At 31.8% G+C, this 14736-nt stretch carries 15 protein-coding genes and 1 riboswitch; of the genes, 11 read left to right on the top strand and 4 right to left on the bottom strand.

The genetic code is table 11. The features are described 5' to 3' along the window. Positions 1–200 precede the first annotated feature (200 nt). A complete protein-coding gene (locus tag V5E38_RS12595; RefSeq protein WP_499210279.1) occupies positions 201–794 on the top strand; it encodes a YdeI/OmpD-associated family protein in 594 nt (197 codons plus the stop codon). 128 nt (positions 795–922) lie between these two features. Here the strand turns inward: V5E38_RS12595 and V5E38_RS12590 are convergent, their stop codons facing one another. Then, entirely contained in the window at positions 923–1237 is a 315-nt protein-coding gene (locus V5E38_RS12590) for a hypothetical protein (RefSeq protein WP_499210278.1), read from the bottom strand. Between the two features lie 194 nt (positions 1238–1431). Between V5E38_RS12590 and V5E38_RS12585 the strand changes: the two genes are divergently transcribed. After that, a complete protein-coding gene (locus tag V5E38_RS12585) occupies positions 1432–1641 on the top strand; it encodes a hypothetical protein (protein ID WP_499210277.1) in 210 nt (69 codons plus the stop codon). A 408-nt stretch (positions 1642–2049) separates the two neighbouring features. On the opposite strand, the gene pdxK is transcribed toward V5E38_RS12585, so the two are convergent. After that, complete coding sequence (gene pdxK, locus V5E38_RS12580) at positions 2050–2865, bottom strand: carbohydrate kinase family protein (RefSeq protein WP_499210276.1); 816 nt, start codon at positions 2863–2865, stop codon at positions 2050–2052. 201 nt (positions 2866–3066) lie between these two features. Beyond that, a riboswitch (Lysine riboswitch) is annotated at positions 3067–3245 on the top strand. Positions 3246–3443: 198 nt separating this feature from the next. Between pdxK and V5E38_RS12575 the strand changes: the two genes are divergently transcribed. The 3 genes from V5E38_RS12575 to V5E38_RS12565 all read left to right on the top strand — a co-directional run bounded on the left by V5E38_RS12575 (position 3444) and on the right by V5E38_RS12565 (position 6502). Then, positions 3444–4913, top strand: a complete 1470-nt coding sequence (locus V5E38_RS12575) for an amino acid permease (protein ID WP_499210275.1) — start codon at positions 3444–3446, stop codon at positions 4911–4913. 306 nt (positions 4914–5219) lie between these two features. Continuing rightward, positions 5220–5912, top strand: a complete 693-nt coding sequence (locus tag V5E38_RS12570) for an MBL fold metallo-hydrolase (RefSeq protein WP_499210274.1) — start codon at positions 5220–5222, stop codon at positions 5910–5912. Positions 5913–5929: 17 nt separating this feature from the next. After that, on the top strand, positions 5930–6502 hold the full coding sequence (locus tag V5E38_RS12565) for a TetR/AcrR family transcriptional regulator (RefSeq protein WP_499210273.1): 573 nt from the start codon (positions 5930–5932) through the stop codon (positions 6500–6502). Between the two features lie 78 nt (positions 6503–6580). Here the strand turns inward: V5E38_RS12565 and V5E38_RS12560 are convergent, their stop codons facing one another. Then, complete coding sequence (locus V5E38_RS12560) at positions 6581–6880, bottom strand: hypothetical protein (protein WP_499210272.1); 300 nt, start codon at positions 6878–6880, stop codon at positions 6581–6583. Between the two features lie 204 nt (positions 6881–7084). Here V5E38_RS12560 and V5E38_RS12555 point away from each other — a divergent pair, with 204 nt between their 5' ends. The 6 genes from V5E38_RS12555 (at position 7085) to V5E38_RS12530 (ending at position 14250) form a co-directional block, all read left to right on the top strand. Further along, positions 7085–8071, top strand: coding sequence for a zinc-dependent alcohol dehydrogenase family protein (locus V5E38_RS12555; protein ID WP_499210271.1), 987 nt, complete (start codon positions 7085–7087; stop codon positions 8069–8071). A gap of 1017 nt (positions 8072–9088) precedes the next feature. Next, a complete protein-coding gene (locus V5E38_RS12550; protein WP_499213572.1) occupies positions 9089–9730 on the top strand; it encodes a response regulator in 642 nt (213 codons plus the stop codon). A gap of 16 nt (positions 9731–9746) precedes the next feature. Continuing rightward, positions 9747–10850: a sensor histidine kinase gene (locus V5E38_RS12545; protein WP_499210270.1), complete on the top strand. Its 1104-nt coding sequence runs from the start codon at positions 9747–9749 to the stop codon at positions 10848–10850. A gap of 156 nt (positions 10851–11006) precedes the next feature. After that, entirely contained in the window at positions 11007–11942 is a 936-nt protein-coding gene (locus V5E38_RS12540; protein WP_097974651.1) for an ABC transporter ATP-binding protein, read from the top strand. 36 nt (positions 11943–11978) lie between these two features. Continuing rightward, positions 11979–13103, top strand: a complete 1125-nt coding sequence (locus V5E38_RS12535) for an ABC transporter permease (protein WP_499210269.1) — start codon at positions 11979–11981, stop codon at positions 13101–13103. Position 13104: 1 nt separating this feature from the next. Then, positions 13105–14250, top strand: coding sequence for an ABC transporter permease (locus V5E38_RS12530; protein WP_499210268.1), 1146 nt, complete (start codon positions 13105–13107; stop codon positions 14248–14250). Positions 14251–14303: 53 nt separating this feature from the next. Here V5E38_RS12530 and V5E38_RS12525 read toward each other — a convergent pair whose 3' ends face one another. Then, entirely contained in the window at positions 14304–14684 is a 381-nt protein-coding gene (locus V5E38_RS12525) for a VOC family protein (protein WP_499210267.1), read from the bottom strand. Between the last annotated feature and the right edge of the window lie 52 nt (positions 14685–14736).

Raw genomic sequence — 14736 nt, 5'->3', positions numbered from 1 at the left:
AAGGAAATTTGCATCCGTTTAAAGAATAACTTTTTTGGAGGGGACTATTTATCCAGTTAACTAGCTAAGAATAAAGTAGATGAGCCAATCCGAGTGGTATTATAAAAACATGTATAGTAAAATTTAAAATGAAGATTTTTCATGTTGTACGTTAATTTATAATTATGCTAAAAAAGTGGAATTAATAAGAGGTGTTATCGATGACAAATAATAATATGCATCCTAAAGTTGAAGCATTTTTATTGAGAGCGAAAAAGTGGCAAGAGGAATTTTATAAGTTAAGAGATATCGTCATTGACTGTGAACTGACTGAAGATTTTAAATGGATGCATCCTTGTTACACACTTGATAATAAAAATATCGTTTTAATTCATGGTTTTAAAGAATATTGTGCACTTCTGTTTCACAAAGGTGCGTTGTTAAAAGATCCAAAAGGCATTCTGATTCAACAAACAGAAAATGTACAATCAGCACGTCAGATTCGGTTCACCAATATTCAGGAAATAATTGAAATGGAAAGCGTTTTAAAGGACTATATTAAAGAAGCAATTGAAGTGGAAAAAGCAGGTTTGCAAGTAGAATTAAAAAAGACTTCAGATTATAAAGTTCCTGAAGAATTACAACTTAAATTAGATGAAAATCCGGCCTTAAAAACGGCTTTTGAAGCATTAACGCCAGGACGTCAAAGAGCTTATATTTATTATTTTTCTCAACCAAAACAATCGAAAACACGTACGTCTAGGGTTGAGAAATACATTGGTCAAATTCTCGATGGAAAAGGATTAAATGATTAGTTGTATTAAAACCAATAAAAAAATAAAGAGCGATTAATATTGCTCTTTTAGTGTGTAGCCAAAGTACAAAAAACTTGTTTTTCAGACTGATTGCAAGCGCTTGTCAACAGTCTGAATGGATTAAAAAATTAATCCCCACCAATCATTCCGACTTTTTTGTTTGTCTTATTATCTATATAGATAACGATCTTCTCAGGATTATCTCCATTAAAAGTAACAGAATATAGCTTATCTTTATGATAGTTTTTATTAAATATTGTAGCATTATTCGGTATGGATTCTACTTTTTTAACGACCCCGTGTTTATCACTTAACGCAGCCTGTTCAGTTCTAGTTAGGCTAGCATATGCAATGCCTTGGATACTTTCGTCATTATTTTTTTCACAACCAATTACTGAAAGAAACATACATGTTATTATTAATATGAAAATATTTTTTCTCATAAAATCCACTTCCTTTCTATTTATAATAACATGCAATACATAAAAAATGTTAAATCATGGTAATTTTCACTTGGTTTTTAAAATTATTGAAAGTGTAAAAGGTTGTAGGAAATAAAGTAGAAATTAATTGTAAAATTGTATGCTCTAGCTATTTATAAATTATTTAAGCTTTTAACTAAAGGAGGAGAATTTATATGGGACATAACAAACAGGCAATACATCTTCATAAGCGTTTAAACACTTTGCATACAAAACATAATGAACGAGTTGCTGAGTTTCATAAACAACACGCGCTTCAGATTGAAAATGGTGAAAATGGAAATGGTTTACTAGCTAAATGGGAAAGATTTGTTTACTTCAAAGGAAGAAGTGCATTTAAGGCAATTAAAGGGTTCGTTAAGTGAAAAGTGGGAACATAGGGTATAGGGAAACCTTTGCCCTTTTTTTATTCTTTAAAATAAAAAATATCGTGAGTCGCAAATAAAATCCGAAAACCGCAATTAAATTTGGCAAAACAGCAATTAAAATTAGGGAATCACAAATAAATTTAGCAAAACTGCAATTAAATTCCAAGGAATCGCAAATAAAATTAAAAATTACCCATACCAGTTAAGGTATTATGTCCTCAAATTTAGAAAATAGTAGGATAAATAGCAGATTTTATCAAGTTTTTATTCGACTTGGAACAGATTTGCTAGTTTTTGATTGATAAAAATCATTCCAGCTTCAGTACATTCACATTTTTTACAATTAAAAAAGGGCGCCTCATACGTCAGTTAACCTGACGTATAAGACAGCCCCATTATTTGATATTAGCCTTCTCCATGTAATCGATATGCCATGTGGTTTGTTGGGCCAACGTATTGATTAAGTGGGAATGAGTGACGAATTGCTTCAGTAATGAATTTCTTTGCAGTGTAGATTGCTTCTCTTGGTTCTGCTCCTTTAGCAAGCTCTGCACAAATCGCTGCCGAATAAGTACAACCCGCACCGTGAGTATATGTAGTTTCGATTCTATCAGATTCTAGATGCTCGATTTTTTCTCCATCAAATAATACATCTATTGCATTTTCATGCTGAATTTTGCTTCCACCTTTAACTAAAACATATTTAGCACCTAATTCATGGATTTTGCGTGCTGCTTCTTCCATTTGTTCAACAGTGCAGATTGGAGCCATTTTAGCTAATTGAGCTGCCTCAAATAAATTTGGTGTTACAACTGTTGAAAGTGGTACTAAAATTTCTCTTAATGCATCATTTGTCTCTGGGTGAAGAGCCTCGTCATTTCCTTTACAAATCATAACTGGATCAACAACAACTCGATCAATATTATGTTTTTTTATTGTTTTTGCTGCTAACTCAATTATTTCAGTTGAACCAAGCATACCTGTTTTCATTGCTTGAATTCCAACGCCAACAACGATTGTTTCTAATTGCGCTGCAATTGTATCTATATCAATTGGAAATACTTGATGATGCCAATGATTATGAGGATCCATCGCTACTAAAGTTGTAATTGCACTCATTCCATAAACATTACGTTCCTGAAACGTTTTAATATCAGCTTGTAATCCAGCTCCACCACTACTATCAGATCCCGCAAGTGTTAATGCTTTATAAATTGTCATGTGAAAATTTCCTCCTTTGAAGTATACAGAGTTATTATACAAAAACATAAGTGTTAGGTACAAGACATGAGTATCCTGAGGCGAAAATCAAGAGATGCATCTCTTAGGTAAAGTCTATTTTTGTCGAAAATTCTATTGACAAACTAGATTAATAGATTGTATATTGAGTTTATAAAAATTAATTTAATATGATCTTTATCTCGTCTGGATAGAGGCGCAGTTTTGATTAGTCGTTACTTTGAGGTTTATGGTACCTGTGAAAAGTAATAAAAGGTGAAACTGCCGAAGTAATAAATTTACCATTTAAATTTATTACTGGGCCTATTGCTGAATAAGCATAGGACTGTCACAAGAATTTCTTGTGGAGGGCTATTGAAGAGATGTTGATGTTGTTTGACACATATAATTGAGTCTTAAACACGTGAACATTGCTTCACGTGTTTTTTGTATTTTACCAGATTTTCCATTCTTTACATAATGACGAAAATACTGAGTAAAATACACATCATACAACACTTTATACCGTCCCATATTCTCGCGTAAAGATAAGATTGCAAGAATCAAGAGGAGGCAATAAGATGGGACTAACAAACCCTAAGAATGATAAAGTAGTATCGAATACTCACGATGGTTCTTTAAAAAGGGGCCTTAAAGCAAGACATTTAACGATGATTTCAATTGGTGGTTCAATTGGGACAGGATTGTTTTTAGCTAGTGGAACTTCAATTAGTCAAGCTGGTCCTGGCGGAGCTGTTTTAGCTTACGGACTAATTGGTATTATGGTTTATTTCTTAATGACTAGTTTAGGTGAAATGGCGACTTACTTGCCAGTTTCGGGTTCATTTAGTACTTATGGATCTCGCTATGTTGATCCAGCATTTGGTTTTGCTATGGGTTGGAATTATTGGTATAACTGGGCAATCACTTTAGCTTTTGAATTATTAGCTTCAGCAATGCTGATGAAATATTGGTTTCCACATACTCCAGCTGTTTTATGGAGCGGAATCTTTTTAGTGATTATTTTAGGGTTAAATTTACTTTCGGTTAAAGGCTATGGTGAATCAGAGTTTTGGTTTTCATTAATTAAAGTTGTTACTGTAGTTGTCTTTTTAGTTGTTGGTATTGCAATGATTTTTGGCATTTTAAGTGGACATCATGCAGGTTTCAAAAACTTTACTGCTGGAGATGCTCCGTTTCATAATGGATTTTTAGGTGTTTTATCAATCTTTATTGTTGCAGGTTTCTCATTCCAAGGTACAGAGCTAATCGGTGTTGCAGCAGGTGAGACTGAACATCCGGAAAAAAATGTTCCAAAAGCTATCCGTCAAATTTTCTGGCGTATCCTTCTATTTTATGTATTAGCTATTATCGTAATTGGTTTATTAATTCCTTATACAGACCCTGGTCTAATGAAAAATGACGTGGCTGTTAGTCCATTTACTTTAGTATTTGAAAAATTAGGTGTTGCATTTGCGGCTTCTGTAATGAATGCAGTTATTTTAACATCAGTTTTATCGGCAGGTAATAGTGGAACATACGCATCTACTCGTATGTTATATACGCTAGCAATTGAAGGAAAAGCTCCTAAATTCTTAACAAAAGTAAATAAAAATGGTGTTCCTACAAATGCTTTATATATAACACTTGCAGTTGGTTCACTTGCTTGTTTATCTTCATTTTTCGGTGAAGGTCAAGTGTATACTTGGTTATTAAATTTATCAGGCTTATCAGGTTTCCTTGCTTGGTTAGGTATTGCGATTTCTCATTACCGTTTCCGTAAGGCTTATGTTGCTCAAGGAAAAGATTTAAAAGATTTACCTTATCGCGCAAAATGGTTCCCACTAGGTCCAATCTTAGCATTCTTAGCTTGTTTATTTATTGTACTAGCTCAAAACTGGCAAGCTTTCACTGGTAAGGCAATTGATTGGCAAGGTGTACTTGTTTCATACATTGGAATTCCTGTATTTTTAATTGTTTGGTTAGGTTATAAATTTAAACACAAAACGAAAGTTGTTTCTTATAAAGAGATGGATTTATCTAGAAAATAATATCAACATGTAGAAAAAGTACTAAAAATTGATTTTCAGACTGATTGCGAGCGCTTGTCTTTCGAGGCGCGAAGCCTGGTGAGGAGCGGGGGGTTACCCTAGACGGTAATGAGCACCGCTCAACAGGCGAAGCAACGAAGAAAGCGAGCGTTTGTCAACAGTCTGAAGCCCTTTCATCTTTGATGAAAGGGTTTTTTAGTCATTATAACGATTTTTATGTAAATTTGGAATTTTTGTTCACAAAAACTAATACCTTTAGCATTATAAAACTAAAGGTATTAGTTTTTATTATTAGGAGGGTATAAAATGAAGATTACGAAAAATAATTATCTTTATGAGTTGAGCTTTTTACCCAATTTCTTTCCTGTAAATTGTTTTTTAGTTGAAGAAGAAAACGAACTTACGTTAATCGATACAGCACTATCCTTTAGTGCGACTAAAATTATTGAAGCAGCTAATCAAATCGGCAAAAAAATTACGAATATCGTTTTAACGCATGCGCACGGTGACCATGTTGGAGCGCTTGATCAATTAAAATCACTACTTCCTGATGCAGTCGTCTCCATTTCAAAAAGGGATGCAAAATTATTAAAAGGAGACACTAGTTTAGAAGCTAGTGAGCCAAATACTCCTATAAAAGGTGGCGTCCCTAAAAATATCCAAACTATTCCGGATCGGTTACTACAAGAAGGAGACATTATTGGCTCTTTAATAGCAGTTGAAGTTCCCGGGCATACACCTGGTTCAATGGCATTTTTAGATCAACGCACAAATGGTATTATCGCTGGTGATGCTTTTTCATTAAGAGGTGGTTTTGCAATCTCTGGTCAATTGAAAATTTTATTTCCTTTTCCTTCAATGGCAACATGGAATAAAGATGCTGCTTTAAATAGTGCTAAGAAAATTAGTGAATTAAAACCTACATTATTAGCAGTCGGTCATGGTACGATGTTAAGTCATCCACAAGAAGCAATTGACCGTGCTCTTAAAAAGCAGTAAGTGAAGGGGAATTCGTAATGTCACCAAGGATTGGATTGAATTTTAATCAATTACTGAGTACTTCAATTAAAATTGTCGATACAGAAGGCTGGGAGGCTTTAACGATTAGTTATCTTGCAAAGAAGCTAACGATTCAACCACCATCGATTTATAATCATATTAAGAATTTGGATGAACTAAAAAATAGTGTTGCATTACATGGGATTACGCAACTTTATGAAAAACTTCGTGAATCGGTTGAAGGTAAAAATAATGAGAACGCAATTTTTGCATTAGCTTTTGCTTATCTTGATTACGCTAGAACCCATCCTGGTTTATATAAAGCTACCTTATCTCCGTCTCAAACACCAGGTGATGATTATCATTTAACTGGCAATAAAATATTGAACTTAATCTATGAGTTATTGAAACCATATAATTTAACGGATATTGAACTTATTCATGCGGTAAGAGGTTTAAGAAGTTTACTTCATGGTTTTGTTTCGCTTGAAAAAAGTGATGGATTTGGTATAAATATTCCAATTGATGAAAGTGTACTTTTTGTATTGAAAAATTATGTAAGAAATTTGAAGCCGGGTCTAAAGAAATAATCAAAAGGATAGGAAGGTTTAAATACCTTCCTATCCTTATTTATTGAATTGATAGAGAAAATACGTTTTTATTTAAAATTAAGCGTTTACGCCGTCTTTGAAGTTTTTATTCCAGTTTTTATCTCCCATATGTTCAAGATCTTCAGTAGTACGTTCTAATACGTCAATTAGTAACGTCTTCATATGGTGAATATTGTTATAAAATAATTTTTCTTCTTCTAAATCTGGTTTTGCATGATGAGCTGCCTTAATTGCTGTTTCTTCACGAAATCTTCTAACTTTTAAGTCTAACTCATCAAAGACGTGTTTTACATACTTTACAATATTTCTATGGTTTAACGCATTTCTCTCATTTAATTCCTCTAATTTGTTTACCATAGTCATTTTCCTCCATGAATTAAGATTAAAAGATTAATATTGATTATACTGAATCAATGTGAAAAAACAATATAAATTATAAATTTTTAACCATTTATAATCAAAACCTTATGATTCGATTTCAAGTTAAAATTGTATTTCTTTCCATCTGATGTATGCTAAAATGACTTAATAATATTTTCTATTTTGCATAGGAGGTCTATTATGAAAGCAATTGTTATTCACCAATATGGAGATAGCTCTGAGTTTAAAAATGTTGAACTTTCAATACCGAAGCCATCTGGTCATCAAGTTTTAGTTAAAGTTTCTGCGACTAGTATCAATCCAATTGATACAAAGATTAGAAAAGGAATTGTACCAAATGCGTTCCATCCTAAATTTCCGATGATTTTACATAGTGATTTTTCTGGTGAAGTTGTTGAAGTTGGTGAAAATGTTTCACGTTTTTCAGTTGGAGATTTTGTTTTCGGTTTAAATGTCTTTACGGGTACTCTTTCAGATTATTTTTTAATAGAAGAAACAGTAATTGCTAAAGCTCCAAAAAATTTACCAATTCAAGAAGCTGCAAGTTTACCACTAACAGCTATTACTGCATGGGAGGCACTTTTTGACAGAGGTAAATTAAAACAAGGTAATCATATTTTAATTCATGGCGGGGCAGGTGGAGTTGGTCATCTAGCTATCCAGTTGGCGAAAGCTTTTGGAGCTACTGTTACGACAACTGTTTCGTCGAATGAAAAAGCTGATTTAGTTAAAGCACTAGGTGCAGACCATGTCATTAATTACAAGGAAGAGTCCGTCCAAGAATATGTTAACCGCCTAACAGATGGGCAAGGCTTTGATCTCGTTTTTGATACTGTCGGTAAAGAAAACCTAGATAAATCCTTTATTGCAGTTAAACCAAAAGGTACTGTTCTAGCAATCGCAGCACGTTCGACGCATGATTTAACACTTTTACATAACAAATCTTTATCTTTACATGTAATTTTTATTTTACTTACTCAAAAAACAGAGGAAGGGCGCAAAGAACATAGCGCTATTTTGAATAAAATTGCTACTTTAGTTGAAGAAGGTAAGCTAAAACCACTAATCAATCCTAAATCTTTTACATTTGATCAAGTGAAGGACGCTCATGATTACTTTGAAAATAATGAAGTTCAATATGGTAAAGTATTAATTGAAAATAAGTAATGTTTTGAATCCCTTTTGCATATGCATGGGGATTTTTTTTGAAAAATTTTTTGAATGATTGCAAGTCTTAGTAATGTGACTAAGTATTTAAGTTATTTTGTTCTAATCTCAAATAGCAATTTAGATATTTTTGGATTTTGTACACAGAATCGCACCAATCAATTAAAAAAAGCCCAGATTTCTGAGCATTCTAGTTTTTAGAGCTATATTTTTATCTTTATTGTGGAGATTAGTTAGCATAATCTTGAATCCACTATTTTTATAAGTGACTTCTATATCCTGAAAAATCGAACTTTTTATTATATATTGGGATTCAGATTTTTTTAAAAAAGTTCCTTTATCTAATTTTCCATTACCTTGTAAATCTTCGTAATAATAATAAAATGTATAATCATTTTCTGGATCAAAGACGATTGATTCAAAAGGCAGTTCATTACATATCTCAATAAAAATGTCTTATTTGGGGAATTACAACCACTAGTTAAATATACCAAAATAAATGTAATGAGTATTTTTTTAGTATTAAATTTTTTCATGTACTTATTTTTCTCCTGTAATAAGATTTGTAATGTTTACTATTTACTAACTTAATAAGGGAATAGGTTACTTTTTCATTTTGCCGGCGTTAATTAAAGTGTTAACTTATTTGTACTTTTTTGAAAACAGTAGAAGTATCAACAAATAAGTTAAAGGGTAAATATTTTTTAGTAAAATTTAACAGAGAGCTCAATTAAATTTTACTAAATATTTTGAGAAATTTTACTTCAACAATTGAATGAATTGTGAAACTTATTACAAAATAGAGTTCATGTGTTTTACTTTACCTTTTTATTAATGAATACGGAAAGCTGATCGTTTTAAAACAATAAACTTGTGTAATGAAGGGATTTATTTTTGAAATCAATGAGTTAATCTTTTTCTTCTCATGGTATTTAGTCAGTAGTGGTATATAATGGAAATATAATTCGTGGAATAAAGGATGTGAAAACGAGGTGGAAATTTTCTCCCTCTATTCAAATGAAAATAAAATTAATTATTGCTGATGATAATTCGTTTATTAGGGAAGGACTTAAAATCATATTGAGCTCTTATGAAGAGTTTGAAGTATTAGAAACAGTAAATGATGGGAATGAAGCTTTAAATTATTGTCAAAATAATGAGGTAGATGTTGCGCTTTTAGATGTTCGAATGCCAAATATGAATGGCGTAGAAGCTACGAAGCATATTTCCGAGCAAACTAAAACAAAGCCACTTATTTTAACGACTTTTGATGATGATGAGTACATTATTGATGCTGTGAAAAATGGTGCAAAGGGCTATTTATTAAAAAATAATGAACCAGAACGAATTCGAGAAGCAATCAAAAGTGTTTATCATGGAAATACAGTCATGCAAGATTTAGTATTAGATAAAATTAGAACGAATTTATCAAGCAATGCAAGTACTGCAGATACGAAAATCGATACGAGTTTGTTTACCCAAAGAGAGTTAGATGTAATGGCTTTAATCGCAAAAGGGTTTTCGAATAAGGAAATTTCTAAGCAAATTTATATTTCTGAAGGAACAGTTGCTAACTATATTACTTCAATTCTCGGAAAAACTGGGCTAGAACATCGAACACAAATTGCTATTTTCTATATTACTGGGAAAGTAGACTAACGCGAGGGAGTTATATATGGAGCGTTGGATTATTTTAAATAAACTCGTTGTAATCTTGTATTTAGCTCTAATTTGTATTCAAAAAGAAATTTCTAATTTCTCTTGGTTACTATTTGCATTACTTGTTTATTTTTGTTTAAATATTAGTCTTTACTTAATAAAAAATAGATTGTTGATAAAATTTTTACTAATCTTATCAATTTGTTTAATTATCTATTCCAGTTTAAAGATTCAGCCATTATTTCTTTTACTACTGCCAATGTCGATCTTAGAGCTTGTTTCTTTTTTTACTTCGAAAAAATGGATTGGTTGCTTTCTTGCACTATTTCCAATTTTCTACTTATCTAATTCTTTACAGCCTATTTATGGATTAATTTCATTATTTAGTTTTATCGTTTTTTCGCTTTTTAATTTGTATAACACTAGATTACGGTTTAAAGAAGATCAAATTGACAAAATGAGGAGAACGATTCAAAAGCTGTCAAAAAAGATAAATAACCATAATGAGTTTATTGAGCAATCGGAATATACCTTTAAATTGGAGGAACGAAATCGTATTTCTCAAGAAATACATGATAAAATAGGGCATTCAATGACAGGTGCGCTATATCAAATGGAAGCAGCTAAACATTTAATGAGTACTAATCAAGAAAAAGCATTAGAATTGCTTCAAAATGCGATTAATATTTCAAAGGACGGAATTGAAAACATAAGACTTACTTTAAAAAATATGAAGCCTCCAACTGAACAAATGGGAATTCATCATATGAAATTATTCATAGATGAATTTTCTGCTAAGCATGATTTAAAAACATTGTTTGTCTATAAAGGAAATCTCGACCTTATTACGCCAATTCAATGGAAAGTAATTCAAGAAAATGTAGTTGAGGCTTTAACAAATACGATGAAATATGCAAATGCTACAGAGGTTTCGATTGAAATACATGTCATGAATAAAATGATAAAAACAAATGTAAAAGACAATGGTAAAGGGAAAGTTAAAATTAAAAAAGGTTTAGGCATTATTGGGATGGAAGAGAGAACTGCGGCTATAAACGGGAAAATAATAGTGGATGGTCATGATGGTTTTTCAGTTACAACTTTGCTTCCAATCCAATAATTTCAACATGTGATATGAATTTCTATTAAGTCCATCATGATTTTGCCTAAATAAAAACATGAATATTCTCATGTGAAAAGGGTGAACTAATACACTGATATTAGTTCACCCTTTTGCTTATAATAGCATCATACACAAAGCTTAAGAGGTGAGAGGATGAAAGTTTTAGAGATAAAAAATTTAACTAAAAAGTTCGGGGATTTTATAGCAGTAGATAATATGTCTTTATCAATTGAAGAAGGAGAAATTTTCGGATTTCTTGGAGCAAATGGAGCGGGAAAAAGTACGACAATTAATATTATTTCAGGGCTACTTCGAAGTAATCAAGGTACTGTAGAAATCCTAGGAAAAAACAGTAAGAAGAATAGTAAATTCGCAAAAATGAATATTGGAATGGTACCTCAGGACTTAGCTATTTATGAAGATTTAACTGCCTATGAAAATGTTAGATTTTTCGCTGGACTATATGGTTTAAGAGGTTCGGAATTAAATGAAAGAGTAGAAGAGGCATTACAATTTGTAGGGTTAGAAGATAAATTTAAGGACTACCCAAAAAATTTCTCTGGTGGAATGAAGAGAAGGTTAAATATTGCGTGTGCGATTGCACACCGACCTAAACTGATTATTATGGATGAACCAACTGTTGGAATTGATCCACATTCACGAAACTATATTCTTAATAGTGTACGTAAGCTTAATGAAATGGGCTGTACAATCATTTATACGAGCCATTACATGGAAGAAGTTGAAGAAATATGCTCTCGTATTTCGATTATTGATCATGGAAAAATCATCGCTGAAGGAACAAAGGAACAGCTTAAATCGATTATTACGAATACAAAGGATATTCGAATTGAAGTTAAAACGACTGAAAATATTGATGTTACGGAGCTTAAAGCGATTAATGGTGTTGAGAACGTTCATATTTTAGATAATGTTATTACGATTACTTCAGATAATGGTGTGAATAATTTAAATAAAATTATTCAACATTTTATTAATAATGAAATCGAAATCAGTTCATTACAGGAAAATGCGCCTAACTTAGAAACTGTTTTCCTTACATTAACAGGTCGAAATTTACGTGATTAACTTTATGGAAAATTATTTAATAAGGAGGCAATTAGCTTGAATATTTTTAATATTGCTTTCATGGAAATTAAGCGTGACTTTCGAGATGTAAGGAACTTATTTTTTATGTTAGCATTTCCAATCATTTTAATGCTTGTCTTGGGTACTTCACTTTCAAATGCTTTTTCAACATCCGTCCCGATTAAAGATGTGCATGTTTTATATAAAGATGAATCAACAACTGGTGAGTTTTCGCAGTATTTTAACGAATTAATTAAAAGTACGAAAAAGTCTGGAATTCATTTTAAAAAAGCTGCGAGTAATACAAATGGTGAGAATGAAGTGAAACGTAATCATTATGATGGCTATATTTCTATTCAAAATAACGAAATTAAGCTTTATATCAATGAAGGAAACAGTGTTGAGGGTAGTGTTATTCAAGGAATGTTATCATCTTTTGTAGATAAATATAATGTTAGCGTGGAAGTTGCAAAAGTCGATCCAACTCAAGTTAAAGAAGTCTTTTTAGGTAATTCTCAGGATGATTATATTAAGGACACATCGATTGCATCAAATAAACAGCCAGGTTCGATGGATTATTACGCGATTGCAATGACGACTATGATTGTTCTTTATGCAGCTATGTCTGCAAGTAAATTGATCACAGGAGAAAGAGTTAGAAAAACGGCTGATCGATTAATCGTTTCTCCTATTTCTAAATTTGAGATTTTTATAGGGAAAATACTTGGAAGTTTAGTTGCTAACTTTCTGTGCATTATTGTAGTTGTCTATTTCAGTAAATTCTTTTTTAAAGCCAACTGGGGTAACCATCTATTATTAGTCTTTATTGTTTTATTAACGGAAGTTCTTCTATCAATTAGTTTAGGCTTGGTTGTAAGCTATATAACGAAATCAAATGCATCATCTAGAGCAATCATTATGATTGTTGTGCAGCTATCTTCATTTTTTGGTGGAGCTTACTTTAAATTGGGCGATACTAGTGGGATTTTAAAATTCATTACTCAGCTTTCACCACTTACATGGGTTAATACTGCAATTACAAAAATTATTTATGCAAACGACTTGTCAGCTGCTATCCCGGCGCTTGTTTTTAATATAGGTTTTTCTTTATTATTCCTATTTCTTGCATCTATTTCTCTACAAAGAAGGGAGGGGCTGTAGGATGCAGACAGTTTTTTGGTTAATTTCGAATACTTTAAGAGCTACTTTTAAAAATAAGAAAAATATTATTATGTATATTTTAGTGCCTCTAATTGGTATTTTTATTTCCTTTCTAGCTTATGGTGGTTCCAATAAAACGATCGTTCATGTTGGGATTGTCAATGAGGATCATCAATATATTGCAAATGATACGATTAAGTTTTTAGAACACTTAGATAACGTTCGTATTGAAATAATAAACAATTCAGATGCCAATGATAAGATCGCTTCAGGATCACTTGATTGTGTTATTTCGTTCCATGATGGTTTTACAGATAGTGTACGTTCTGGTAATCCAAATCATATTCAAATATCTTCAATAAAAGGTGCTCAAATTACGAGCTTTGTAAAATCTTATTTATACAACTATATCGACAATGTTTCAGCTATTAGTAGAGTGGCTAAAACAGACCAAACTAAATTTAATCAAATGTATTCCAACTACCAAAACGCAAGCTTCAAGGTAGCAACAAAAACATTATCAGATTCATCTCAATCTGAAAATATGACTATATATAGTTTAGGCTTTTTGATTATGATTATGTTAATGTCTGCAGGGAATCTTTCTGAAATTATTTTAAAGGAAAAAGAAAATCGAATTTACTACAGACTTTTGTCAGCACCTATTAATGCTAGAAAATATATTTTCTCAAATGTTGTAGTAAATATGATTGTAATGACTGTCCAAGTAATTATTACGCTTCTCTTTATGACGAAAGTGTTTCATATCGATATTCATATTCCATTTTGGGAAGCAGCAGTTGTTATGATGCTTTTTGCTTTGGTCTCAGTCGGGATCTCATTAATGATTGTAGCGTTCTCTAATAGTTCAAAATCATCTGGAGCATTGCAGAACTTAATCGTTGTTCCAACTGTTATGATCTCCGGTTGTTTCTGGCCAATCGAGATTATGCCATCATCAGTACAAAGAATTGCGGATTTTCTTCCACAAAGATGGACGTTAGAGACATTGACTAAGTTGCAACAAGGAAGTAATTTAGGAAGCTTATATTTAAACATTTTAATCCTTTTAGTTTTTGCAGCTGCATTTTTCTTAATTGCTATTTATAAGTTTAGTCGTAATAGTTCTACAAGAAATTTTGTGTAGATACCAAAAAAATCCATCTCTTTATTTCAGAGATGGATTTTTTAGCTATTTTATTAGTCCATTAAACTACAAATTTCAATAAAATGACCGTCTGGATCTGCTACATATGCTACTGTTTGACCCCATGGTTTTGTAATTGGTTCTTTGATGATGTTTACACCTTTGGTTCGTAAATCTTCTATTGTAGAATGCACATCATCTGTTACAAATCCGATTTCAAAGGTTTGAGAGGATGCTTCAGTACTTTTATAACTTAATCCAGTAAGCTCTTGAACATTGCCACGTTCAATCATAGCAAGTACGGTATCACCAGTATCTAATTCGACATACGTACCGTGATTTCCACGAATAGGAAGGCCTAAAGACTCAGTATAGAAAGTAAGAGACTTCTCTAGATTTGAAACATATAAAATTAAATACCTCATTTTCAACATTTCATTAACCTCCAGAATAGTTTCATCTCCTTTTCTTTCTACATATATAAGG

The sequence above is a fragment of the Rossellomorea sp. GAMAL-10_SWC genome, assembly GCF_049568075.1.
In the GTDB taxonomy this organism is placed as follows: Bacteria; Bacillota; Bacilli; order Bacillales; family Bacillaceae_G; genus Gottfriedia.
Note: the sequence above shows the minus strand (reverse complement) of the source record. Positions and strands in the feature narration are given on the sequence as shown.

Excerpts from the sequence above, each read along its gene's own strand:
- V5E38_RS12590 (WP_499210278.1), bottom strand. The coding sequence starts at position 1,237 with ATGAGAAAAAATATTTTCATATTAATAATAACATGTATGTTTCTTTCA.
- V5E38_RS12530 (WP_499210268.1), top strand. The coding sequence starts at position 13,105 with ATGCAGACAGTTTTTTGGTTAATTTCGAATACTTTAAGAGCTACTTTT.
- V5E38_RS12555 (WP_499210271.1), top strand. The coding sequence starts at position 7,085 with ATGAAAGCAATTGTTATTCACCAATATGGAGATAGCTCTGAGTTTAAA.
- V5E38_RS12560 (WP_499210272.1), bottom strand. The coding sequence starts at position 6,880 with ATGGTAAACAAATTAGAGGAATTAAATGAGAGAAATGCGTTAAACCAT.
- V5E38_RS12550 (WP_499213572.1), top strand. The coding sequence starts at position 9,089 with ATGAAAATAAAATTAATTATTGCTGATGATAATTCGTTTATTAGGGAA.
- V5E38_RS12540 (WP_097974651.1), top strand. The coding sequence starts at position 11,007 with ATGAAAGTTTTAGAGATAAAAAATTTAACTAAAAAGTTCGGGGATTTT.
- V5E38_RS12585 (WP_499210277.1), top strand. The coding sequence starts at position 1,432 with ATGGGACATAACAAACAGGCAATACATCTTCATAAGCGTTTAAACACT.
- V5E38_RS12545 (WP_499210270.1), top strand. The coding sequence starts at position 9,747 with ATGGAGCGTTGGATTATTTTAAATAAACTCGTTGTAATCTTGTATTTA.
- V5E38_RS12595 (WP_499210279.1), top strand. The coding sequence starts at position 201 with ATGACAAATAATAATATGCATCCTAAAGTTGAAGCATTTTTATTGAGA.
- V5E38_RS12565 (WP_499210273.1), top strand. The coding sequence starts at position 5,930 with ATGTCACCAAGGATTGGATTGAATTTTAATCAATTACTGAGTACTTCA.
- V5E38_RS12570 (WP_499210274.1), top strand. The coding sequence starts at position 5,220 with ATGAAGATTACGAAAAATAATTATCTTTATGAGTTGAGCTTTTTACCC.
- pdxK (WP_499210276.1), bottom strand. The coding sequence starts at position 2,865 with ATGACAATTTATAAAGCATTAACACTTGCGGGATCTGATAGTAGTGGT.
- V5E38_RS12525 (WP_499210267.1), bottom strand. The coding sequence starts at position 14,684 with ATGTTGAAAATGAGGTATTTAATTTTATATGTTTCAAATCTAGAGAAG.
- V5E38_RS12575 (WP_499210275.1), top strand. The coding sequence starts at position 3,444 with ATGGGACTAACAAACCCTAAGAATGATAAAGTAGTATCGAATACTCAC.